The organism is Mycoplasma sp. CSL7491-lung (assembly GCF_018913965.1).
GTDB lineage: Bacteria > Bacillota_I > Bacilli_A > Mycoplasmatales > Metamycoplasmataceae > Mycoplasmopsis.
In genome coordinates this window covers 339223-364920 of the sequence record NZ_JAHMHG010000001.1, presented here as the reverse complement: position 1 = coordinate 364920, position 25698 = coordinate 339223, and the positions used below count along the sequence as shown (strand labels likewise).

Sequence of the window (25698 nt, the reverse complement as noted above, 5' to 3'; positions counted from 1 at the left end):
GATTCTTAATCTTTATACCCAAATAATTCCATTAATATATCTATTATTTGGTCACTTCTTTTGTTTATGTTATCGAAATATTCTTTAGCTTCATAATTATTTATTTTAATTTTTTTATTAAGTAATTCGAATTCATCTAAATCTTTTGTATTTAATTGTGATAATGATATATTTTTATCCAATTTAAAATTATCGCCAAATAAAATTAAGTTATTTTCAGATACCTTATAAGTTTCTTTTAACTTAGAATTTTTTGTATTAAATGCCTTGATTGTTTTTTCGTTAAATAAAGCTCCATTACCTATTTTATGAATATAATTCATAATTTCTTTTTCATTATATTCTTCGTTTGGATCATCCAATTCTAAGTTAGTTTTATTGATTACTGACTCGTAACCATAATTAGTTTTAAAATCATCAAATTTATTAACAGAAGTAAATTCATTTTCGAATTTATTATAATCGTTTACGATAAATGAATTAATTCTAGCTAGTAATATTTTTCTTTCGTTATTATTAATTTTAAGATCACTTTTTTCTAAGTTATGATTATTATATTTTTCATTTAATTCTTCTCTCAGAACTTCATTTGATCTATATTCTCCTGTTTCAGGATTAATATACAATGATGATCTAAGTTCTGGGTGAATACTAAATAAAGCCTCTTTGAATAATTTTAATTTTGATTCAAATTCAATATCATCAATTTGTTTTATGTTGTCCAATTGACCTTTATCTAAGAAAAGTTTACTTAATTCAATTATTTTTTTACCTAAAGATTCACCGGCAAAATTTGTATTTTTTCATAAGAATTCAAAACGTTCTAATTCGTAAATTAATTTACTAATTCTTGTTACGTATTTTTTAATGTCTTCTATTTGAGTGTTAAAGAAATTAAATTTGTTTAAAATTGTAAAAATTAGAGGTGTAAACACTTTTGAGTTTCCGTCATTTGTTAAATTATATATTTGATATGATAAAATAGGAAATTCAAGCAAAGTAGATTTAAAATCATTAAATCATTTTATTTGCTCTTTTGTCAATCCGTTATTAAGAGTTTTATTTACTATGCTATCTAAATTGTTTAAATGTCCAGTTCTTGCAAATTCAAAATAAACTATTTTCTTGAAAAAAATGAAGTAAAATTCCTCGTATTTATCATCTTCTATAGTTGCGTTAATTTTAGATGTTAATTCTTCAAACTTATTATATATAATTGAGTTTTTTGAAATGCTAAATTTATCTTCTATAACTCTTTTTTCTGCAAATCAATTGTTTGAAACATAAATCGAATTATAAAATAATTCTAAAAGATTCATGTCTGCATCTTTAGTTTCTTTTTGATTTTTTCTAAAATATTTATCAAATATGTTTTTGTTTAGGTTAACTATTGTTTCAATACTTATATTTTTATTTTGTAAGTTATAGTTATCAAAATAAGTAATTAAACTACTTTTAACTAGGTCTAAAACACTTAATTCTTTACTATGCAAGTTAATATTTTTGAAAATATTAATTTTTTCTGTTGGGTTATCATAAATTTCGGTAAAAATAGTTGTAGTAAATTTGACATTTTTAAGTGTGAAAATTACAAATTCCGAAAATCTTTTTAAACCATTTAGGTCTAATTTATAAAAATATGAACTAATAACTTTAGATAACTCTATTGCGTTGTTTATATAATTATTATCACCTCTTGTATTGAAATCTCCTAAAATACTATGAATTGTATTAAAGTTTTCTGAATCACCTGTTTCAAGGTTTGATTTTAATTCATCAATACGTCTTTTATAAACTACATCATAGTAGAAATCTCTAAAAAGTAATAAATTTTGATAATCTTCGTTATCCAAAATGTATTCTTCTTCTCTAAATGCATCTAAAAATACTAAAGATAATTTTAATAAAACAGTTAATAAAATTATAAATGTCATCAATCTTTGTTGTCCGTCCAATATTTCTACATTAGTACGCGAAAAAGACAAAATAATATTATTAAAGAATGCATATTGTTCTTTATTTGTCTTATTTTTATTTTGTAAACTTGAATAAATATTTTCAATTAATTCTTCTACCAAATATCCATTTCACATGTAAACTCTTTGAAATGAAGGTACATAGAATTTTGTTCCATCATTTAAAATCTCACCTAAACTAAATAAGTGTGCAAAAATAGGTTTTCCGTCTTTATAAAGTTGTTCTCTAGCATTTTTTTCGATTAAATTAGATAACGCATTTTTTTCAATATCTAACTCTTTCATTAAACGATAAGTTTCGCTCCAAGATTTAAAATCTTCTACTTTTTTCTTAACTCATGAATAATCTTTTACTTCGTAATTTTCGTAAAAGGAAGATAGATTATCGTTTAATAAAATTAATATATCATCATATTGCTTGAAATATTCGTTATAAAAGTACTCAAAATAATTTATATTTTTAGCTTTTAGTTTTAAAAAGTCAATAAAATTGGATTCTTTTGAATCAAATTTAACATAAATATTAGTTAACATTCTAACTACTTGAATGTCTTCATTTGAACTAAATAAAGCTTTTTCTTCAAGAATAGCATTATCTATTACGTCAAATAAATATGGTTTGGAATAAGTTTTTATGTAAAACTTAATATATTCCTTAAATCCTTCAATCAAATTTTCTTTACTTTGAATTATTTTACTAAAATGAATGTTGAATTTATAAGAATCATCTTTATATAAATCAATAATTTTTAATCCTAATAAAACATTTACTATTTGATTATATGTGCTTATTGATAAATTCTCTTTATAAAGAGCGAGTTTTTTTGCATCACTTTCTTTATCGATTATATTTAGAGAATAAATATTATTTGCATTTTCATCATCTCCATATATTTTTTTTAAATTAGTTATTTTCACCAAAAAATTATTGTTAAAATATTTTTTAACATCATTATTTTTTAAAAAGTCAAAATAATTATCTATGTCGGTTCCTATTGATCAAAGCTCAACACCCTGATTTTTAATTATGTTTTGAGCTTCTTTAGTCATTTTTTTCATAGTTTAAGTCCTCTATTTCCTTAATTGTTTCAAATATATTTTTTATTGCTTGTACAACTATAGAATTACCAGCTTGTCGATATAGCGATTCTTTAGTTAAAATATTCTTTTTTATTAAATTTTTTAAACTATCAAAATCCTTATCTTCAAACCCCATCAACATATAAGCTTCTTTAGTTGAAATAAATCTATAAGGTAGTTTGTTGTTTTTGTTATTCTTATATTCAATAATACCTACATTTGGTATTCTATCTTGTTTTGTCGTTACAGTATCAATTACAAAATTTGTAGAGTTATTTAAAACCTTCTTTTTATTAATTTGTAATTGAATCATTCTTTCACGTGATGGAGTATTATTGATTATAAAATCATCGTTTTTTTCGTTAGATTCAAAATCAAAAATTTTATTAAAATATTTTTCTCTATTTTTTATGTTTAATTTTTTCTTTTCCATTTTTTTATCTAAATATTTCTTAAATTCCTGATCATTTTTAAAAGGGCTTTTTAAGTTATCTAAAATTGAAATTGCAAAAACACGTTCTCTCTTTTGAATTGAACCAGAATCCAATGCATTTATAACAGTGGTGAAAGTTTTATATCCTAATTTTTTTAAAACTTTTTTTCAATCTTCATATTCTTTTATGAATTTTTGAGATAATAAATTTTTTACATTTTCCATAACCAAATATTTTGGTTTTTCTTTTGATTCATTTAAAATTCTATAAATTTCTCATACTAAATTAGAAGTTGATTCAACATTGTTTATTCCTTTAGCTTTACCCATACTTGCGACTGATAACCCTTGACAAGGAAAAGAATATGTTATTAAATCGATTTTTTCTTCTTCTAATATATTCGGATCTAATTTAGTAATATCAACTTGATTGTTGGTCAATAATATTGATGCTGCTAAATATTGTTTAAATTCGTAGTCTTTTTGGGTTATTTTGGAAGGTTTTTTAGAATCTAAAGAAATGGTATATTTGTTTAAAAAGAAATTTATTTGCTCTTCCGTATTTAAATTGTATTGTTGTAAGATTTTTAAATATTTCCCTTCTAAATTATGATGCATTTGAGCATAACTTATATTAGCTCTAGCATCTCAATCGGCAATTGCTTTGATTTCAAATATCTTTTTGTTGTACTTTTTGTTCAATTGATTCATTGCCTTATTTTGTGCGCCAATACCTGAAAATGTTTCTAATACTTTAATTCGTTTTTTTTGCATTAAAAAATAACCACATTTATCATAAATATGGTTTTATTATTTTTTTAAAAGTATTAGAAATTTGTTTAGTCTGATATATATATATATATATATATATAAGTTGGCATTTATATCTATTAATTCTTTATTCATAACATTTTCCTATATTTATTATACACATAAATTAAATTTGCAAATAAAAATGCTAAAATTAAGAATTTATATTATTTTTATTTTTTCTTCTTAAAAAATAATATGTAGGTATAAAAATACTTAAAAGAGCTATTATTGAACTAGATATTATTGTAAAAATACCTAATTTTGTTTTAACAAAACTTTTAGTTTTTTTGTTTTCGTTAAATCTGTTTTGAGAAACTTTTTGTTGTTTGTTTTGACTTTTATCAGTTTTAGAATTTATTTTTTTATCTTTTTCTTTGTGAATGTCAGATTTTTTATTTTCAATCGAATTGTTTGAATTGTTATTTTTAGAACTACTGTTAGAATTTTTAGTATCAACCTGTTTTTCTTTAGTAATTGAGGCTAAATTATCTTTATTTTCTTGTTTCTTTTTGTTATTTTCTTGGACAATCGTTTCAGGTTTATAATTTTGTTCATTTTTTGGTTTTTGGATTTCAATTTTGTCTTGAATTAAATCACTACGGATTAAAGTTAGGCTAGTTTGATTAATTTTGTAGTATTTTTCTTTATCTCCGTTATATATAACATCAATAACGTTATTGTCATCACTTAATTTTGATGGATTTAAAATTGTTCATCCCTTTTTTAATTTAATTTCGTTAGTATTATTGATGTTTTTACCTATTGTTATTGAATTGGAGGAGTTATATTTATGTTCCAAACCTCTTCTTATTGTTAAGAATGCATAATTAACACCAGAATAATCACCTATACCAATAATTTTAACCTTATTATATCCGCAATTTGCTATATCATAGTAAAATCCACCTTCTTTATCCAAAACCTCTTGGTATTCAAGTTTATAATCTTGATTTAAAACTAATGTTTTGCCATTATATTTAACATTTATAAAATCATCACCGTGTTCTTGATCTAAATGATAGTCATATTTGTTCAAACTAATTTCAGCATATTTAAGATCTTTGTTTGTGCTGTTAGATGAATTATTTATATATTCTGAATTAGTGAATACCTTAATACGAGCAGTTGCTCCATTATAAGCTTTTTGACTAGATTTTCATTCTCCGTTTTGATTAATGAAACTAAAATCGTTTTGTGTATTTAATTCATCAGAAAATTTTAGTTTAGCATATTCGTTTTCATTATTTATTTTAACAACCACAGTAAATCATTCACCTTGCTCAATCTCGATAGGATTATCTAAATCAATAGTTCTTAAACCATCATTGTGAAAATATTTTTTTTGAGAATGAACTAACTCGCCTAATTTTAAATTTCTAGGATTAGGATTTTCGGTTTTTCTATATATTTTAATTTCTATTTCACTATCTAAACCCTCAAAACCAACATTTATCGCCTTCAATTGTTCTTTATGATTTTTATCGCCCTTTTTTGCTTGGAACGTTACGGCTGCTTCTTTAAAAAGATCGCCATAAATATCTTTAAAGGAACCATCACAGTAATAATTGTTTTCATAAGTCGATTTATTTGTGTAGTCTAGAGTAAATAACTCGGAAATATTAGAATCATACGATAAATAAAAATATCCATTTTCTCCAGAGTTTGTGCCCCATGAATTTTTAACTATTCAAGCACCATCTTGACTTGTGTCAGAACTAAATTGTTCTTTTGGAATAGTATCATCTCAACCTATTATAGTTGCCGCATGAGTTATATGAGTAAAATTTTTATATTTATTAGCCTCTTGATTATAAAAGTTATATCCTTTATTGCTTAGTAGATCAACCGCGGAAAAAGAAAATGAAACCGCACCATAGTTTTTAACGGCAAACTTAATTTCCTTTATGCTTTTTTCCTTAGATATAGTATTTTTATCTGAGATTTTTATAAAATCTTTAAGTATGAAATTGGTGCTATTACCAATTTTTTCTCATTCATAATCATTTTCGTTTCTCAATTTATTTCATTGTAGAAGAGAATAACCTGCATATATAGGTGATGAACCGCTTTTTTCCCAAAATAAAGATGAATTATTATCAAAATCAGTATTATGAAGCAAATCTTCTCCTATACCTCTATTTAGAGTTTTATATGCCAAGTTTTTTTCTGATAAATCAAGAGTATCAGGCGAAACAAACAATCCTTTTTTGAGAATATTTATTTCGCTCACCGCTATTGTTGAGTATGCTCAACATAAATTGGAAAGGCCTTGATGCCTAACGGGTGTAATATAACCTTCGTCTCTACCATCATATTTTACTGGCAAAATATTTTCGTTATTGTTTGTTGTAGTAACTATTGAAGTGCTAGAAATCAAAATGTTAGTAGCCATTAAAATGCAACTAAAAAAATGTCTTTTTTTCATATTTTCCCTCTTATTCAATTTTTGTGATAAGTATATCACAAAGAAAAATTTTTTTCATTTGTGATATATTAGATATTTTTTAAAATTTAGTGTTAGTAATAACCGCTAAAAAATTATTTTTTAACTATGTTTAAAGATATAAAAATAAAAGTAGTAAAATAAAAATATCAATTCGAAAGGCAAAAATGAAAAAAATAAAATTTTTAACAATAATTCCCTTAACTTCATCAATAATGTTTCCTGTTATTGCTTGTTCAACAAATAATAAATATAGTAAACCAACCAAAACTAACACTAATGATGAAAATATATCTAAACAAAATAAAAAAGATAATGTTGATAAAGGCAATGATTCTAATGAGTTAAACAAAATTAATAACGCTAATGATATTGATGAAGAAAAGAAAGAATCATCTAAAAAAGAGAAATCTTTAGTTGAAAAAGATAGTAAAGATAATACTAACAATGTCGAAAATGATGAAATAACTGAAGATATTAATAAAGATTCAAGTAATAAAGATACAACCATCGATGAATCAACACTTAATAAAGAAGAAAATATCGAAGATAACAATGTAAACTATAAGTTTTTAAAAGAAGATCAATTAGAATCTCAATTCACAACAAATAGTGCTATTTATCGTTTAAAAATCGAGAATTATCAAGTCATTTATAAAAATAATTCGAAAATACTCGCAAAACTAAAAAATAGTAATTTTGTTTTAGGTAATATCGCAAAGAAAAATGATAATATTTTGGAAGTTACTTTTCAATTTAATGATTTAGTCGAAAATACTGAATATCAAATTGACGAAATTAAAATAGAAAATGAAGAAAACATTAATAATTTAAATATTAAAAAATATAATTTTACTTTTAGAACAAAAAACATTATTCCAAATGAAATAAATGATGAAGAAATTGAGAGTGAAAAAGTTGATAGCACTAAAAGCTCTCATTTATCAAATAAAAATGATTCAGATAGAGTTACATACAGAAGTTTGCAACCTGCAAACGAATTTAGCATCAATGACCAAGGTATAAAAAATATTATCGAGTTGACGAAAGAATCTTTACAAACTAACGAATCGTACAAAAAATATTTTAGTGAGTTAAATAAAAGATATAATGATTCAATTCAAAAAGTAGATGATAAAATACATTATGAATCTGAACTTAATTTTAGCGAAATAGAATATTCCGAAAGTAATACAAAATTTATTTTAAACAAGGAATCTAATTTAAATTTAAATAATCCGAGACTTTTGATAAAAAGTTGAAATCAAAGTCAAAATTGATCAAAATGAGTGGACGCAACTTTAGAACAAGGTGACAAACTAGTAATTAATAATTCTGATTTAGATAAAAAAATCTCAAAATATGTAGTTACTATGATTGAATCAAATAATAAAAATTATTTAATAGCTCTAAACGAAAAAAATATAATCACTAGTACACCTGTTAGAAATTTAGAAATTAACAATTTTAGCCTTTACAAAGATGAAAATAATAAAAATATTTTTGGTTCAATATCTCTAAATTGAAACGAAGAACAATTGATATATTTAAAAGATAAAATTTTTGTTTTAACTTTTGAAGCAAAGCAAAAGATATATCAAGAAAAATCACATACAACACCAAGTTTATTTGGGCCCGGGGAAAAAGTAATAGAAAATGAAGATGAAAAATTCGATGACAAAAATAGAGTTCAAAAAATTAAAAGAATTTATGTTCCTTTTGATAAATTATGAAAATTTAATTTAAATGGTCTGCAAGAACAAATACAATATAAACTAAGTTCGTTGGATATAGTTTCAAATGATGAGTATATAAATGTAGTTGAGAAAATAAACTATAATACAAATTCATATTTTAACTTTAATTTCAATTGAAATAATGACCAAAAGTTGAGTGATCAACTATATAATTTTGATGTACCCGAAAGTACCGATGTTAATTTTACGAATTTAAATTTAAATAAAAAAGAATTATTTGAAAATAATCAATCTAACAAAAATAAATTGCCTTTTTCTATCAATAATTTATCTACTCTAATAAACTATAATTACGAAGTTCATAATTTAAAAACTTTATATAAAAATAGACAAAAACCATTAGGTGAAGAGTTTATAGATTACAAAATTATTAAAAATAATGTCGAACAATCCTTACATTGGTTTAAGACAAGAGATTATTTAGCTAAGCAACCTTTTAAAATTAATACATCTAAAGATTTAGCAATAATAACTAAAGATTTAAATTCCATAGTAAATTTAAATCAAATACCAAGCGAAGATATTATTTTTTGAATAACATTTGAATTTAATCCTAACCCTCAAAATGCTCTACATTGGAGCGAATTTAACGATGTTAATTCAAGAGTAACTATACCTGTGTCTTATAAAAATATATTAAACGATAAAGTGATTAATGATGTTGATTTTATGTATAATTTAAGTTCAGAAAATAATAATTTTCAATCTAATATAGCTTCTAAAATAAGATCATTAGTTAGTTTTAATTTAGAGTTATCAAATAATAACACACTAAAATTAAAAATAAAAACAAGAAATAACGACGTAACTTTAAATAATACAACTTGAGAACATAATTCATCATCCGGTCGTTCTATTTATTTAAATACAGCTGATTTATTTGTTTATTGGATACAACCAAAAACAAATCAAACAAAAAACTTGAGTTTTAAAGAAAACCAAAAGTTAGATGAATTATCAATACAGACTAGTGCTACTGCTTATAATGATACTTACGAACTAAAAGAAAGTACTTTAAAACGTCAAGAAACAAATCCGGATGGAACAATTTCTCTTAGGGATATAGAAAATCATTTAGAAGAAACTCCAAAACCTGAAGAAATATCTAAACGTTTATTTAAAGAAGATAATTCCAAAGGTATACAAGAAGGTAGAAATAGAGCTTACTCTCTTTCTAATAAATCAGACGGTACATGGAATATTTTTGCCAAAGTAAACGACGATCCAAATGACTATCGTTTTTGAACTTTTTCAAATTATCATGTTTGAGTAACATTAAAATCAGAAAATGCAAATATGGCTACAGTATCTAAAAATAAAAGTGGTAATGAAGTTCTATCAATTGCAAAGGGTGAAATTTTGGCACCTACATTAATATCAAAAAATACCACAAATCAAAATCAACCGGTTTATTACAAGCCAAAAAATATCGAAAATATAAACGTTGATGGTAATTTATATAATTTTGATTTTACTGATGAAAATCAAGCTATTAAATATGAAATGATCATCGATTTTACCAATAACAATAAAAATGTATTTGATAAATTTAAAGATAACATGGGTATTGAACAAGTTAGAACACCCGAAAAAGAACAATATAAAAATTACAACGACACTTCATACATGGAACAAGAAAAAAATCGCGCCGATTTACTAATTGCAATTGTAGATTTTAAACCTATTTTTGAAAAATTTGAAGGAAAAGACTTATCGCAACCAATCAACGATAAAACTTTAACCGAACAAGAAAAAAATGCAATAAATCATATTTTAAATTTCAAAAATTTAAAACCACTTAAAATTTCCAAATTATCAAGATACATAAATTCATTTACAAATTTAAACGCATATATTAGTTCTATACCAAAAGTTCCTACAAAAAATCCTTATGGTAACGTAGAAGCATCTAGATATAGAGAATATTTATACGGTGTTAATTCTGTGAAAGTGCATTTGAGCTCTCCGACAAATGTTTCTAAATCATTTAATGGTGCGGTTTACTCTGAAGTTGAATATTTTGACTTGTATAGTGGTTCTTCCGGTTCTGCAGTATATGATTACAATGGAGATTTATTAGGTCTAGTAAAACAAGGTACTGCTAATAAAATAAATAATTTTATTTTTGTTGATACTCAAAAATATTCTTATTTTGGAAATGATGACACCATCTATAATCCAGGTACTTTCCGCTCAATAAATAAAAAATTATCATATCTATATCCGACAAAGTACAAAAATATTTTCGAAGATAATAGTGAAGATAATAATTAATAAAATACAAAAATAGTTATCAATTAGGCTATTTTTGTATTTTTTATTAAAAAATTATTTTTAACCTATAAAAGGTATAAAATATAAAATCAAAGGAAGTTCTAATGAATAATAATATAAATTATCTACAAACTAGTTTTGTTGATAAATTAAAACCACATAAAGACTTGTTAAATGATAAGGACATAAGTTTTAATAAATTAAAATATACTTTCGCAATGTTTTTATCAATTTTGGCAACAATAACTTTTCGATTTAACTCTTCAATTTTTATTGCTGCAAATATACATAACGACTGATTCGTATCATTATTTTATTTGATGATACAATTACCTTCGGTTATTGTATATTTTTTAGGACCCAATCTAGCTAAAAAATTTAGTCCTAAACAATTGATTTTTATAGCAGATTTTGGTTCGATATTATTTTTATTAATATTATTGATATCTAATATTTTTATAAATAATATAACCATATTACTAATAGGTATTTTTGTTGTAAATACAGTTTATGCATTTTCAGATGGGGTAAGACTTATTGCTACAAAAAATATCGTTTATTATTCAAGTGTAGATAGCAATACATTACATTCTTTTAATATACTCAACATATTAGCGTACGGATCAGCAACATTTTTCTCACCAATTTTAGGTTTTCTAATTGAAAAATATGTAGAGTTCAAGTATATAATGATTTTTAATTTAGTAGCATTCATTTTATCTGATTTGATTTATTTATTAATACAACAAAAAAAGATAGCAACTGAATTTATAAAACGAAACTCTATGAAACAATCAGAAAAAGTAAATAATACTCATGTTTGAATTTTTGCAATTAGTTCAATGATGATAATTCAATTATTTTTATATCCAAGACAGGCGGGTATTATTCAATTTTTAAAAGAAATTAAAGATTTTGAAATTGAAAAATACGGATATTTATATAGATTTATATTATATAGTTCAGGTTTAATAAGCACTGTATTACTCTTGATTTTGTCTAAACTTAAATATAAAATTAAGAGTAATAAAATATTCCACTTGTTAATGTGAATTATCTTTATTATGCATTTTATTTTTATGTTTATCTTATTTTTCTCAAAAAATAACACACTATTATTGGTAGGTTTTTTTAGTTTAAGTGGTTTTCAAAACTTTTTTAATTCTTATACAGAACCTACATCAAATAATATAATTTATCAAAATTTTGATAAAAAAGATTACAATAAGCAAAATGCATATGCATTATCAATTAGAATCATAGTTTACTCTTTGATAATTGTACTATTAACCGTTTTTTACAGATTTTTAAACTTTAGAATTAGTTTCAGTGTTTTTACGGTTATTTTATTTATTAATGTATGTTTAATTTCATATAGTAAATACAAGATAGATAAAAAATAAAGTATTTCTAAGCAAATACTTTTTTATAATGATTTATTTTTTTATAAAATTTAGTTTATATGGTAAAATATGCGTATTTTTGATATAATTATAAAATAATTAGATTTAGGAGTATACATGGAAGTAGAAGTTTTCAAAAATAAAAAAAATAAAACACGTAGAGAATTAAGAATTGAAGTTATTTCTGTTTTATATAAATACGAATTGTTAGGAGAAAAAATTAGTTTAGAGGAAGTAAAACAAGAATTTAACTTAAATAGTGAACAACTAAAAACTCTAAGACGAATTGAAAATTCATATATATTTAGTAAAAATATTTTCAATCGTTTATTAAACGAAAATTGATCGTGAGATAGAATAGACCCTTTGATAAGAGCTATTTTAATCAATGCTGCAAGCGAATTTAAAATAATACAACCTAAAATAGTTTTTAATGAAGCTATTGAAATTACTAAAATGTATTATCCGCTTGAAGATGGCGAACAAAATAAAGATAAAAAAAATCTTGTAAATGGAATATTAGAAAATTTTTATAAGGCTATTTTATTAATCGAAAATAAAACAAAGAACGAACAAAACTAAATGATGCAATGATTTTGAAATAAATTATTTATTAATTCATGAAATAAAACAATAAATTACACTTTTTTAATTTTCAAAGAAATGAATTTAATCGAAAAAATCGAATTAAATCAAGTTCTTAAATTTTTAAATAATAAAAAGTGAGATAACATTGAGGAGTTCATTGTTAATTTTTTTGAAAAAATAACCTTTAAGGATAATTTAGATAATAATAAAAAAATAATGATTGATAATTTTTATAAATTCGTTTTTTATCATGCGTATTTTAAAAAATGAAAATTACAAAAATTTAGTTTATTAAAAATAATTAACAAAGAAGTTGATGAAGTTGAATTTAATCATCAAAAAAGACATTATTATTATAATTTTTTAGATGAATTTAAAAAAATTAAAAATTATAATAAATACTTAATAAAACTTTTGAGGAAGGTTATTTAAATATGAATAATGATATTAGAAAACAATTTCCTATTTTAAATAATATTACATATTTCGACAGTGCGGCGCTTGTGCTAAAACCTACTATAGCAACGAATGCAATCACTGAATATTATACAAATAAATCTATTTCGTCGAGAACGGCCGACACACCATTAGGAAATGAAATTAATCAAACAATAATAAATGTTAGAAATAAAGTAGCAGACTTGCTCGATGCTAAAGATTCAGAAATAATTTTTACAAGCGGAACAACTGAGTCAATTAATATTTTTGTTAGAATGTTTAGTCAATTAATTAAAAAAGATGAAGTTATTTTATTAAGTTCATTTAATCATTCTTCAAATATAATCCCGTGAATTGAAATATCTAAACAAAGTGGTGCGATAATTAAATTTAGCGAAAATTTGATTGATGATATTGACAATACCCCTAATTTAAAAATTGTTTCATTAGCACAAGAAACTAATAATTTTAATCAAAATTTTGATTTAAATAAAATTTATAAGTTAGTTAAAGAAAAGAATGCATATTTATTTAATGATGCAGCGCAAGCGATAGCTCACCAAAAAGTCTCTTTTTCTTTTTCTGATGCAATAGCTTTTAGCACAAATAAATTTTATGGACCAACTGGATTGGGTGTTTTGGCAGTCAAAACAGAATTATTAAAACAAATGAAGCCTGTAAAATTTGGCGGCGGAGCTATTGATGATATTAACACCGATACAACATGAACTCTCAAAAAAACTATAGCCGCTTTTGAACCTGGAACTCCAGACATTGCCGGTATGTATATGTTTAATAAATCTTTGGATTTTTTTAACGAAATAGGATACCCAAAAACACAAGAAATTTTAAAAAAATTATCTATTTACTTACATGAACAACTATCTAAATTAGAAAATATAGAAGTATTTTCAAAACCTGGTGATTATATTGCTTTAATAAATATTAAAGGAATAAACTCTCAAGATGTAGCTACTTATTTAGGTTCTAAACAGATTTATACTATTGCAGGAATTTTTTGTGCTCCATATTTAAGAAATATAAAACAAGAATATTCATATTTAAGAATTTCGTTAGCAATATATAACAATTATGAAGATATTGATAAGTTGATAGAAACATTAAAAAACGGAGGCGATTTTTATGCATTTTAATCCTAATATAGCTAGAGAATTGATTATGTCTCATTATACTAAACCTAATAATAAAATGGAATTACAAGGAGAATTTCAAACTTGTTTTAGCACAACATGTTCAGATAAATTAAACATTCAAACAAAGTGAGATAATGATAAGCTAGTGGATGTTCATTTTAATGGACATGGTTGTGCTGTATTTATGGCTTCTACAGATATATTTTTAGATAAAATAAAAGGTTTATCATTAAACGAAATTAGAAAACTGACACTTTTATTTGAAAAATTTGTAAACCAAGAGCAACTTAGTGATGAACAAATTAATTCACTTGGTGATTTATGAGTATTTTTTAATACTAAAACTCATTTAAATAGAGTGGTATGTGCTTTATTAACACCTAAATATTTCTTAGAAAATGAATAATAAATATATTTTTCATATAGATTTTGATTCATATTTTGTAAGCGCTATAAGAACTATTAAGCCAAATTTAAAAAATAAACCAGTAGCAATAGCTAGATCGGAAAAACATTCCGTTGCTGTTTCAGTTAGTTATGAATTAAAAAAAATAGGAGTAAAAGCAGGTTCTAAAGTTTATGAAATTTTAGCAATTGAACCTAAAACAATAATCGAAAAACCTTATTTTAGGTTGTACCAATATTTGTCTAATAAAATTTTTAAATATTTAAAAAAAATTTTTGCATCAAAAATTGAAGTGGCATCAATTGATGAGTGTTACATTGTTCCGAATATTATTTTAAAAAACAAAGAACAAGCAATTAGTTATGCTAAAAAAATTCAAACAAGCGTTTTAGAAAAATTTGATATACCAATAACCATAGGAATATCTTTAAATAAGTTTTACGCTAAAATGACTACTAATATTTCGAAACCTTTTGGTATTGGCTATACAGATGAAAATAATTATAAAGAAAATTTTTTCAAACTAGATATTGAAAAATTTCATGGTATTGGTTCTAAAATAGCAAATAAACTTAGACAAATAAATATTTTTACTATTGGTGATTTGGCGAAAAAGAAAAAAAACGATTTTGAATTATTACAAGTTTTTAAAACTACAGCTTACAAATATTTAGATAGTTTGGATATAGAAAAAAATAGTGATTTAAACTTTGAAATAGAACAAAATAAAGTAATGGGCAATGAAATAACCTTTGAATATCAATATGATGAAATAGAAATTCTAGATAAGGTAAATAAAATTGCACTGAATATTAGTAATAGATTAAAAGAAGAATTCTTATTAGCAAAAAATTTATCCTTAGTAGTTAGAGACTATAGTAAAAAATGAAAAGCTTATAATAAAAACATATCTCCTACTAATGATTCAAGAGAAATATATAAACATATTAAAAAATTAATTGATAAAAATGTGGATTTAAATAATATAAAAGGTATTGGAATTAGAGTATCTAAATTAGTTGATAAAGATAGTATTTATAATCATTTTTCTCTTTTAGGAGAAACAAAAAAAGTCGATGAGCAAAAAGAAAAAGTAGAAACCATAATTGCTCAAGTCAATAAAAAAATAAAAAGTACAAACGTTTTTAAATTATCAGAATTAAATAAAAAAGAAAAAATTAAAATTAATCATGAGATAAATTTAATATCACATAGTATTTTTAAAAAATAATCAAGGAGAAATATGAAAATTGGTATTTACGGAGGTAGTTTTGACCCAATACATAAGGGTCATATACAAATAGCAAAAGATGTAATAAGCGAGCTTGGTCTAGATAAATTATTAATAGTCCCAACTTATCAATCACCTTTTAAAAATAAAAGTGGTGTTAAAACAGAAGATAAAATAAATATGATTAATTTGGTTTTAGAAGACAAAATGGAGCTTTGTTTATTTGAGGCAAAAAGAAATAATATTAGCTATACAATAGACACTGTTAAATATTTAAAAAATAAATATAAAAATGATGAGTTATATTTAATTATAGGATCAGATAATTTACCTAAATTAAATAAATGAAAAGATATAGAAACTATTTCAACATTAACTAAAATAGTCGCTGTACGTAGAAGTAGAACTATAAATAAACTTAATCTTAAAAGATACAACGGAGTTTTATTAAAAAATAAATTATATGATTATTCTTCAACCGATTTTAAAAAAGGTTTTTCGATAATAGAAAATGAAAAAGTTTTTTCTTATCTAGATCCAAAGGTAATGAATTACATACAAGAAAAAGGATTATACTTATTTGAAATAATACATAATTCACTTTCTGCACGTAGAGCTAAACATTCTAGTTTAACGGCTAGTTTTGCGGCAGAAATAGCTAAATTAAACGGTGTAAGCGCCCTTAAAGCGTATAAAGCTGGTATTTTACATGATATCGCAAAAGAATGAAGTGTAGAAAATTCAAGGAATTTTATTAAAATGACAGAGCCTGAATTAATTGATACTCCTAAACATTTCTTGCATCAAGTTTGCGGATATTTATGAGCTAAATATGTTTACGGAATAAAAGATTTAGAAATATTAAATTCTATAAAATATCATACAAGCATGAGAAAAGATATGAATACATTAGATAAAATAATTATATTATCTGATAAAGTAAATTCTATAGTTCATTTTAAAGGTGTTCAAAGAATAAAAAAATTAGCTTACGAAAATTTAGATCAAGCATTTAGGGAAGTGATAAAGATTACTTATCAGTGAAATATTGATAAAGGTGTAATTTTTGATAAAGAAATTGAATCAATTTATCAAGAATACATAAGAGGAGAAAACTAAACATGGAAGAACGTTTACAAAAAATACTCTCTAAAGCAGGAGTTGCATCTCGTAGAGAAGCTGAAAAATTAATTACTAACGGAAAAGTCAAAGTAAATGGAATAGTTGCAAAGTTGGGAGACAAAGCTTCTTTTAACGATGAAATATTAGTAAATAATGTACCAATTGAAAGTGAAGAAGAAAAAGTTTATTTCATTCTGAATAAACCACCTAAAACAGTATCTACACTTAAAGATAATTTTAACAGAAAAAAAGTTACAGATTTAATTGATACACCATATAAAATATTTCCTGTAGGTAGACTAGATTATGATACAACAGGAGCTTTAATTTTGACAAATGACGGGGATTTAGCTAACAAATTGACTCATCCAAAATATCAAATATTAAGAGTTTATAGAGCTAGATTAAATGAAAAACTATCTCCTAAGGAATTAAAAAAATTAAATGGCATTGTAAAAGTAAATAATACCAAAAGTGTTCAAGATGTTATACCTGTAGGCGAAGATAGCCCAAAAAGTTATTTTGTTGTACTTAGTTTAGGAACTTATCATCATGTTAAAAAATTATTCGAAACAGTAAATAAAATGGTTATAAATTTAAAAAGGCTAGAATATGCAGGAATAACAGTTGAAAAATTACCGTTAGGTTACTATCGTCCATTGAAACCAAAAGAAATTAAAGATTTAAAAAACCTTGTAAGATTACAAGAAGAAAAACTATTTAAACCAGATAAAAGTAGATAAAATTAAAAATTAGCAACCTTTTGCTAATTTTTAATTTATTTATCCTATAAAATCAGGGTCTGCTTTACCTGAATCTTTTCATTTTTTAATCAACTCTTGATATTGTTCTTGATTTTCACATCTTAAAAAATCTAATTGATCTGCATCATTAGAAAAATCAAATTGTGGCGATGTATCTGTATTTGTATATTTTTTATATCATTCACGAACTATTCTAATATCATCTTCAACTTCAACTTTATTTACTTTCCTTGAATAAACTTTCATGTAACGTTGATTTAAATCTACATTAGCAGGGTCTAAATAATCACCTTTTTCATCTGATAAAAATGCAACTAAAATAGAGTAAAAGTCAACATTTTGACCTATTTTTTTAGACATTAAATATGTATATAATTGAGCTTGCTTTAAATACGAGGGATCTACACCTTCATTATCTCATTTTTCCTTCTTAGCTTCACCTGCAGTTTTTACTTCGTAAATAACTTTATTTATAGGATCAAAACCATCAGGAACACCACTAAGAACATCATCTACGTTCTTAAAATAATCATAGTCATATTCTGAAGCAACATAATTCTCGATAGTAATTCCTCTTTTTTTAACTTGAGGAGAATTTCTAAATATATCAAAAATCTTTGGCTCTAATATCGTACCCGCATTTATATATTTTTTGGATAATACAGGAATTTTTAATCTAGTAATATGGCAAAATGCATTAAATTCTGATTTAAATCTCCCTGGAGTTAAAATGTCACCTACACTGCTACCACCTATTTTTTTATAACCTTTTCACTTATCAAAAGTTCTTAACTGATTATAAAATTCAGGCAATAATATTACAACTCTTTTTTCTTCATCTATAATATAATGTTTTTTATTAAAATATTGTCTAGCCATTATTTTTAATGTAATTCTCCACTAATAATTTAGCAACAACTTCAACACCCTTAAAATCAGCAACCAACTCTTCATTAATCAGCGTGTTTTGAGGTACTATATAATCAAAAACTAAGTTAACAAGTTTGTCAAAACTAATTTCTGTTGAATTATCATCAACGCCCGGAATAAATTTATTTGCATCCATAAACTTTTCAATTCTAATTGCTATAACTCTTGCTAAATGTTTTTCTTTAGTAGGGTCTATTATTTGTTGAATGTCTTTTAAATGTTTTTTGAAATAATCTAATTCATTAGGAAAACGCAAGTCATCAATAATAAATAAACTATTTTTGTTTTCTTTTGCAGATTGCTCTGCAATCTCTGTAATACGTTCAAAAACACGTCCACATCAAATGTTATTGTTAATATTTCTTCCGACTTCACCCATCGCTATTCAAAGAGGTCTAACCACTTCTTTATCTTTTTTATCTCATTCAATTTCATCTAAAATTGGTTCTGTAATCTTTTTGATAGGTTCAGCAAAAGAAAGTATGTGAATATTATCTTCAAATTGCTTTGTTAATAATTTTTTAAGACCTTGACTTAAAATGCCTTTACCGCTTCTTCTTTTACCGTTAATTAAAATTATTACATGTTGTTTTGCTTTCATACATCGTCTCCTTTGATTGTTTTTTAAATTGTATTTTTAATATTATATATAAATTTCATTTAGTAACTTAAAAATTAAGTAATTTAATGAAATATTGCGTAAATAAAAACTCAGTAATAAGTTTACTAATATAAACTATTACGAGTTTTAATAATTTTTTTATTAGCTTAATTTAAATAATTTTTTACCAGAAACTGCTAATTCTTCTAGTTCTATAACTTTTTTAAGTCTTGAATCGCTTGTTGTTGAAATTATTAATGTTTTATCAATTTTTTCGTTTGTAAATTTTTCTAAATCTACTACAAATAATGTATCTCCCGCTTTAACTTCTTCATTAAGAGAAACTTTTCCTTCTATTCCTAAACCATCTAATTTGTAACTATCTTGACCAATTAAAACAATTAGTTCAACATCGCAATTTGTTTTAAAAATAAATTGAGTTTTTGATGCGGGCATACTTGTAATTCTACCATTAAAAGGTGCTAATAATTCAACTTTTGAATTACCTTCCATTTTAATTGCTAAACCATTACCAACTAAACCATTTGAAAACACACCGTCTTTTAAAGATTCTAGAGAAACTACTTTTCCGGATAATGGAGCAACTACTTCCATTTCTTTTGATGCTTTTTGACCTTTTGCATTAACGTTGTTTGTTGTTGTAACCAAATTGTGATCAGAATTATCTACAATAACTGAAGCATATTTTTTAATTACTTTATTAATTGTTTCAACAATATCACCCATTTCGACTTGAATATATTTTTGTTCTGTAAATAAATTTACCTTTTTTGCTCCAAGTTTTTTTAATAATTCTTCATTAACTAATGATGGATTTCTAAGATCATATCTTAATTGAGAAACACTATTATTGAAAGATACTATATTTTTTATACCACCCATAGCATCTGTTAATTCTTGAACTTCTTGTGGCGCATGTTCTAAATTTTTTGACTCTAAAAGTTCAAGTCATTTGTTTAAATTTGACATATTTCCTACCTTCTTATTATAAAAATATTTATTTAAGTGTTATATTTATGATATTTTACCAAAAATTGACTTATTTTTTATATTAAATTAAATTATTTTAAACAAAAATAAGGATTAGCTTTTTATTATAGACATTTAGTAAATATAATAAACACAATAAAAAAACTAAAAAAGAACAATTATTATAAAAAATATAGTTATAATTAATTTATAAAAAATATTTTAGAATTATAATTTACCATTTTAAAAAGGAGCACAAATGAAAAAAAGAGTCAATAAAAAAGAGTTATCAGCTAAAATATGAAATTCTGCTAATAAATTAAGAAATAATTACAACACAGAGGATTATAAATATATAATTTTGCCATTAATTTTTTATAAATTTTTATCTCAAAAAATAATAGATTTTGTCAACGAAAATGAGGGAATTACATTCGAACAAATGAATGAGTTAGACCCAGAATATTTAGATCCAAAAACAAACAAAACCCCAAATAATGGTTTCACAAAGGAAATTATTGAAAATATTGAAGAAGTATCTATTAGTGAAATGGGATATTATATACCATTTAAATACTTATTCCAAACATGAATCAAATTTGGAAACGATAAAAACTCACCTTTTAGTTTTAATATAGAAGTATTAAGAAAGGCAATAGTTAGTTTTGATGATATAGTAAACAAAAGTAATAATCAACAATTCAAAGAACTATATAAAGGTTTATTAAGAATAATTCTTGTAACGTTAGATAAATCTAATATAGAAAATGATAAAAAACAAACAGCTACAATGATGCAATTAATGGAAATAATTAATGAAATACCAGTTGATGGACAAAATTATGACGTCATCGGGCATATTTATGAATATTTATTAGGTAAATTTGCTACTGGTTCAGGTAAAAATGACGGAGAATTTTATACACCTCACGAAGTTTCTGTTTTAATGTCCGAAATAATTGGAAATCACATAAAAAATAGAGATAAAATAACAATATACGACCCAACATCTGGTACAGGTTCTTTATTATTAAATTTAGGTAAGGAATTTGAAAGAATAACAAACAGCAAAGACAAAGTAACTTATTATGCACAAGATAAAATGGATGCCGCTTATGTGTCAACTCGTATGAATTTAATTATGAACGGAATACAACCTTCTTTAATTAAAGTTAGACGTGGTGATACATTATTGGAAGATTGACCTTTTAAAAAGAATAATGATCCAAGCATTAGAGAGCCTCAAAAAGTTGATGCAGTAGTTTCTAATCCCCCTTATTCACAAGAGTGAAAACCTGATGATAACACAAATACCGATCCTCGTTTTTCATCATATGGTGTTGCTCCGAAAAGTAAAGCAGATTTTGCGTTCTTATTACATTCATATTATCATTTAGAAAACGACGGAATTATGGCTATAGTTTTACCACACGGCGTTTTATTTAGAGGCGGTAGCGAAAAAGAAATTAGAACTAAATTAGCAAAAGAATTTGCTATTGATACTATAATTGGTCTTCCATCAAATATGTTTTTCAATACAGGTATATCAACTATCATTATGATTTTAAAGAAAAATAATAATTCGAAAGGAAATATTCAATTTATTGATGCTTCAAAAGAATATGTTAAATTTGATAGTCAAAATAAATTTAACATATCTCACATTAAAAAGATTGCACATGCTGCGAATAATAAAACAGAAGTTGATAACTTCTCTAGAATAGTAAGTTATAAAGAAATCGAAGAAAACGATTTTAATTTAAATATTTCTAGATATATTGATAATTTTGAAAAACCAGAAGAATATGATTTATATTCAATTATAAACGGTGGAATTTCACAAGAAGAAATAAATAAATTTAACGAATATTGAAAAGTATTTCCTAATTTAAAAGATAAATTGTTTGTAAAATCTCAAAAACAAGAAAATTATTACCATTTTAAAGATATTGACAATATTAGCGAAACAATATGAAATAATCATGATATAACAGAATATCTAAATACTTATAATTTTGTTTTAAATAAAATAGATTTCTTTTTAAGAAATCACATAAAAGATATTAGCAACTTAGAGAATTTTAACTCAAAATCATTCGAAGAAGAGTTTAATAATTTTTTCTTTAGTGATGCAATTCAAATTCCACTACTAGAAAAGTATCAATTCTATCAATTATTACACAATATAATTGACTTAATTTCAAATGACATAGAAAAAATAAATTCCTTCGAAGAAAATATACCAAACAACTTCATAAAAGAATATGCAGAAATCTTAAACGAAAACGAATTAGAACAAGAAGCAACTAAAAATAAAAAGAAAACAAAAGAAATTAAAGAATGAGATATTCAGTTATTAGACTATAAAACAATAGCAAAATTTTATTTTAGTGATCAATACGAAAAAATTCAAAAACTACAAGAAGAACTTAATTCACTAAAAAGTAAAATAACTGAATTAAATAACGAATTGAAGCAAGATGAAGATTCTGATGATAAAACTGACGAAACAATAACAAGCACTAAAGATGAACTTAAAATAGTTAAAAACAACGAAAAAAATGCAAAACAAGAATTGCAAACATTAAAAGAACTATCAGTAAAACAAACTTGAGAAAAATTATTATCACTTTCAAATGATGAATTAATAGAAACTTTATTCTTTAAGTGAACTAATGACTCGTTTATTAAAATTAAAAATCAATCTAATGAAATAATTGATGAATTTATTTCAAAATTAAATATTTTAAATAGCAAATATAGCGAAACTCTCGAAGATATTAACAAATCTATAATAGAATCTCAAAATGAATTGGCTTCCTTATTAAAAGAATTAAGCGGTAGTGAAACCGATAACATCGCATTAAGTGAATTTATAAAGATATTAGAAGACAAATAGTAATTTAAAAATGATATGAATAAATTAAAGTTCATATCATTTTTCTAAATTTTAAAGTTTTTTAATTAACGATCAATTAATAAACAATCGGTTGAAAAAGTAAAAATGAAAATTATTAATTAACTTTGTTTATATTTTTTCTTGTTCCTTTAAACTTATTCTTTTTATGTTAGATTAAATTTTATAATATGAAAAATATAAAAATTAATTTCAAAAATATTTATTTTTATTTATCAAAAAATCTAATATAATTAAAAAGCAATACGTAAAGACAGTAACTGTGAAAACTTAAATATGTTACCTAATGTATATTTACTTACTATTTATTCCCGTATTGCAATAATTAATTTTGAAAGGGGGCATAAATGTCAGAATCAAAATTTAAAACAGCTAAAAGAGAAGTTGTTGCAGAAATCGTTGATAAAATTCAAAGCACACAATCAATAGTATTCGCTGAATACCGTGGACTTACAGTTGCAGAATTAGAATCATTGAGAAATGAAGCTGCTAAGGTTGGTGTAGAGGTTAAAGTTTACAAAAACCGTTTATTTAAAATAGCTGCTGAAAAAGTTGGTTTAGGTGATTTATCACAATATTTACTTGGACCTAACATTTTTGCATTTTCAGAAGATCCTATGGCTGCTGCAAAATTATTTGTTGCTTTCGCTAAGAAACACAAATTATTTGTAATTAAAGCAGGAACACACGAAGGCAATGTTGTTAATGCCGACGGTGTTAAAGTTGTTGCTACTCTTCCAACATATGAAGAAGCACTTGCTATCCTTGCACGTTCAATGATGCAACCATTACAACAACTTGGATTATCACTTAAAATGTATAGTGAAAAATCAGAATAATATAATAATTTAAAATTGAAAGGAAAAATATTATGGCAAAATTAACAAAAGAAACATTTATCGAATCATTAAAAGAAATGTCAATTAAAGAAGTTATGGAACTTGTTGAAGCAATGAAAGAAGAATTTGGAATCGACCCTATGGCTGCTATGGCAGTTGCTGCTGCTCCAGCAGAAGGTGGTGCTGAAGAAAAATCAAGCGTTAAAGTTGTTTTAAAAGCAGATAACGGTAAAAAAATCCCAGTTATTAAAGCGGTTCAAGCAGTTCTTGGTTTAACATTAATGGAAGCAAAAAAAGTTGTTGACAACTTACCAGCTGTTATTAAAGAAAACATTAGCGCAGACGAAGCTGAACCTATCCGTGCAGCATTAGCTGAAGCAGGTGCTGAAGTTTCAGTTGAATAATTTCATTTGATAAATAATTTAAATATAACTCTTTATTATTGGGTTATATTTTTTTATAAAATAAAAAAATATAATAAAAATGGAAATTTAATCTATTTCCATTTTTATTATATTGTTAATTTAATTAAATTTAAATTAGGACGATATTTTCTACCTTCTTTAGCTTGATGCTCGCCATTTAAAATTGTAGCATCTGCTGAAAAAGAGTTATTAAGTTTAAAAATTGATTGTCCTACTCCGTAATAATCAACAGGTACTTTTAAATCTTCGAATTCTTTTATTTTAGTTTCGTTGAAACCTGAAGAAACAACAATTTTATATTGTGTTGCACCCGCTTTATCCAAAGCTTTTCTTAAATTAAAAATTTGTGTTGGATTTACGCCATAATGTGGTTCAACATTATCAAACATATGATCAACCATATTCTGCGAAGTATCGATTCTAACACCTCACACTTTATTGCCGAAAGCTTCCCAAATTCTTAGGGAGTCTTTAATAATATCATTATGATAATCAACTAAAGATATTATTTTAGCTTCTGGATAATGCTTTATAAATGCTCTAGTAGCTTCAACCACATCTCCATTAAAACCTTGAATTAAAACATGCGGCATACTCCCAAAAACTGTAAACTCTTCTTGCTCACATCATTCTTTTTGCGCTAATGTTGAAACGATTTTTATTCCACCTATTTTGATTGCCTTACCATCTATTTCTTGATTTATATAATGGTCGGCTCTATCTCCCATAAAAATAACGTCTTTATTTTTGGCGGCTTTTTTCACTTTATATCCATTTGTAGCTATTGAAGTACTTCTTGATAAAATTCCATCAATAACCCCTTCTCAAATACCAAAATCTTGATAATGTCCCTCGAGTTCTAAAACAACATCTAAACTATTTATTTTTGAACCCTCGGGAAGATATTTTATTTTGTATTTAGAAACATCAGTGTTATGCTTTAAAAATTCTAAAACTTCATTGATACCAGCTAAGATAGAATCATCTTTTCTTTGAAAGAATTGCATAACAATAATATTATTTGGTTTTTCTTTTGCTAATATATGTGAAGTTTTATGAAAGTAACTAGCAACATATTTTTCATTTTTATTCATTTTTTCCTTTTCTAAAAATA

Annotated in this window: 19 protein-coding genes; 12 read left to right on the top strand and 7 right to left on the bottom strand. The window is 24.3% G+C overall.

Annotated elements, in window-relative coordinates:
- Positions 1–5 precede the first annotated feature (5 nt).
- The 3 genes from KQ876_RS04315 to KQ876_RS01545 all read right to left on the bottom strand — a co-directional run bounded on the left by KQ876_RS04315 (position 6) and on the right by KQ876_RS01545 (position 6727).
- On the bottom strand, positions 6–3035 hold the full coding sequence (locus KQ876_RS04315) for a DUF262 domain-containing protein (RefSeq protein ID WP_216489994.1): 3030 nt from the start codon (positions 3033–3035) through the stop codon (positions 6–8).
- A complete protein-coding gene (locus tag KQ876_RS01550; protein ID WP_216489992.1) occupies positions 3019–4263 on the bottom strand; it encodes a DNA cytosine methyltransferase in 1245 nt (414 codons plus the stop codon). The genes KQ876_RS04315 and KQ876_RS01550 overlap by 17 nt, the downstream gene beginning before the upstream one ends.
- Before the next feature lie 190 nt (positions 4264–4453).
- Positions 4454–6727, bottom strand: a complete 2274-nt coding sequence (locus tag KQ876_RS01545) for a C1 family peptidase (RefSeq protein WP_216489990.1) — start codon at positions 6725–6727, stop codon at positions 4454–4456.
- Positions 6728–6912: 185 nt separating this feature from the next.
- On the opposite strand from KQ876_RS01545, the gene KQ876_RS01540 reads away from it, so the two are divergent.
- The 9 genes from KQ876_RS01540 (at position 6913) to KQ876_RS01500 (ending at position 17861) form a co-directional block, all read left to right on the top strand.
- On the top strand, positions 6913–10776 hold the full coding sequence (locus KQ876_RS01540; RefSeq protein WP_216489988.1) for a hypothetical protein: 3864 nt from the start codon (positions 6913–6915) through the stop codon (positions 10774–10776).
- Positions 10777–10880: 104 nt separating this feature from the next.
- Entirely contained in the window at positions 10881–12179 is a 1299-nt protein-coding gene (locus KQ876_RS01535; RefSeq protein ID WP_205851801.1) for a hypothetical protein, read from the top strand.
- Between the two features lie 117 nt (positions 12180–12296).
- Positions 12297–12761: a transcription antitermination factor NusB gene (locus KQ876_RS01530; protein ID WP_205852559.1), complete on the top strand. Its 465-nt coding sequence runs from the start codon at positions 12297–12299 to the stop codon at positions 12759–12761.
- Positions 12762–12842: 81 nt separating this feature from the next.
- The gene (locus KQ876_RS01525; protein WP_205851803.1) at positions 12843–13199 is read left to right on the top strand and encodes a hypothetical protein; all 357 of its coding nucleotides are present in this window, start codon (positions 12843–12845) and stop codon (positions 13197–13199) included.
- Positions 13200–13201: 2 nt separating this feature from the next.
- Positions 13202–14359 (top strand): aminotransferase class V-fold PLP-dependent enzyme, encoded by a 1158-nt coding sequence (locus KQ876_RS01520; protein ID WP_216489986.1) that lies wholly within the window; start codon positions 13202–13204, stop codon positions 14357–14359.
- Complete coding sequence (locus KQ876_RS03820; RefSeq protein WP_205851805.1) at positions 14349–14765, top strand: iron-sulfur cluster assembly scaffold protein; 417 nt, start codon at positions 14349–14351, stop codon at positions 14763–14765. Before KQ876_RS01520 ends, KQ876_RS03820 begins: the two co-directional genes overlap by 11 nt.
- On the top strand, positions 14758–15996 hold the full coding sequence (locus KQ876_RS01510) for a DNA polymerase IV (protein WP_216489984.1): 1239 nt from the start codon (positions 14758–14760) through the stop codon (positions 15994–15996). Before KQ876_RS03820 ends, KQ876_RS01510 begins: the two co-directional genes overlap by 8 nt.
- Before the next feature lie 12 nt (positions 15997–16008).
- Positions 16009–17115 carry a nicotinate-nucleotide adenylyltransferase gene (locus KQ876_RS01505; RefSeq protein ID WP_216489982.1) on the top strand — a complete coding sequence of 369 codons (1107 nt, stop codon included), beginning with the start codon at positions 16009–16011 and terminating at the stop codon, positions 17113–17115.
- 2 nt (positions 17116–17117) lie between these two features.
- Positions 17118–17861, top strand: a complete 744-nt coding sequence (locus KQ876_RS01500; protein WP_205851808.1) for a pseudouridine synthase — start codon at positions 17118–17120, stop codon at positions 17859–17861.
- Between the two features lie 39 nt (positions 17862–17900).
- Here the strand turns inward: KQ876_RS01500 and KQ876_RS01495 are convergent, their stop codons facing one another.
- From KQ876_RS01495 to KQ876_RS01485, 3 genes are all read right to left on the bottom strand, one after another.
- Positions 17901–18761, bottom strand: a complete 861-nt coding sequence (locus KQ876_RS01495) for an MAGa7180 family putative nuclease (protein WP_253282214.1) — start codon at positions 18759–18761, stop codon at positions 17901–17903.
- A complete protein-coding gene (locus KQ876_RS01490) occupies positions 18754–19413 on the bottom strand; it encodes a hypothetical protein (RefSeq protein ID WP_205851809.1) in 660 nt (219 codons plus the stop codon). Before KQ876_RS01490 ends, KQ876_RS01495 begins: the two co-directional genes overlap by 8 nt.
- A 162-nt stretch (positions 19414–19575) precedes the next feature.
- Positions 19576–20403 carry a PTS glucose transporter subunit IIA gene (locus tag KQ876_RS01485; protein WP_205851810.1) on the bottom strand — a complete coding sequence of 276 codons (828 nt, stop codon included), beginning with the start codon at positions 20401–20403 and terminating at the stop codon, positions 19576–19578.
- A gap of 259 nt (positions 20404–20662) precedes the next feature.
- Between KQ876_RS01485 and KQ876_RS04310 the strand changes: the two genes are divergently transcribed.
- The 3 genes from KQ876_RS04310 (at position 20663) to rplL (ending at position 24563) form a co-directional block, all read left to right on the top strand.
- Positions 20663–23302: a type I restriction-modification system subunit M gene (locus KQ876_RS04310; protein WP_216489980.1), complete on the top strand. Its 2640-nt coding sequence runs from the start codon at positions 20663–20665 to the stop codon at positions 23300–23302.
- A gap of 365 nt (positions 23303–23667) precedes the next feature.
- Positions 23668–24159: a 50S ribosomal protein L10 gene (gene rplJ / locus KQ876_RS01475; RefSeq protein WP_205851812.1), complete on the top strand. Its 492-nt coding sequence runs from the start codon at positions 23668–23670 to the stop codon at positions 24157–24159.
- A gap of 32 nt (positions 24160–24191) precedes the next feature.
- Positions 24192–24563, top strand: coding sequence for a 50S ribosomal protein L7/L12 (gene rplL, locus KQ876_RS01470; RefSeq protein ID WP_205851813.1), 372 nt, complete (start codon positions 24192–24194; stop codon positions 24561–24563).
- A 107-nt stretch (positions 24564–24670) separates the two neighbouring features.
- Here rplL and KQ876_RS01465 read toward each other — a convergent pair whose 3' ends face one another.
- Positions 24671–25678, bottom strand: coding sequence for a nicotinate phosphoribosyltransferase (locus KQ876_RS01465; RefSeq protein ID WP_205852553.1), 1008 nt, complete (start codon positions 25676–25678; stop codon positions 24671–24673).
- Between the last annotated feature and the right edge of the window lie 20 nt (positions 25679–25698).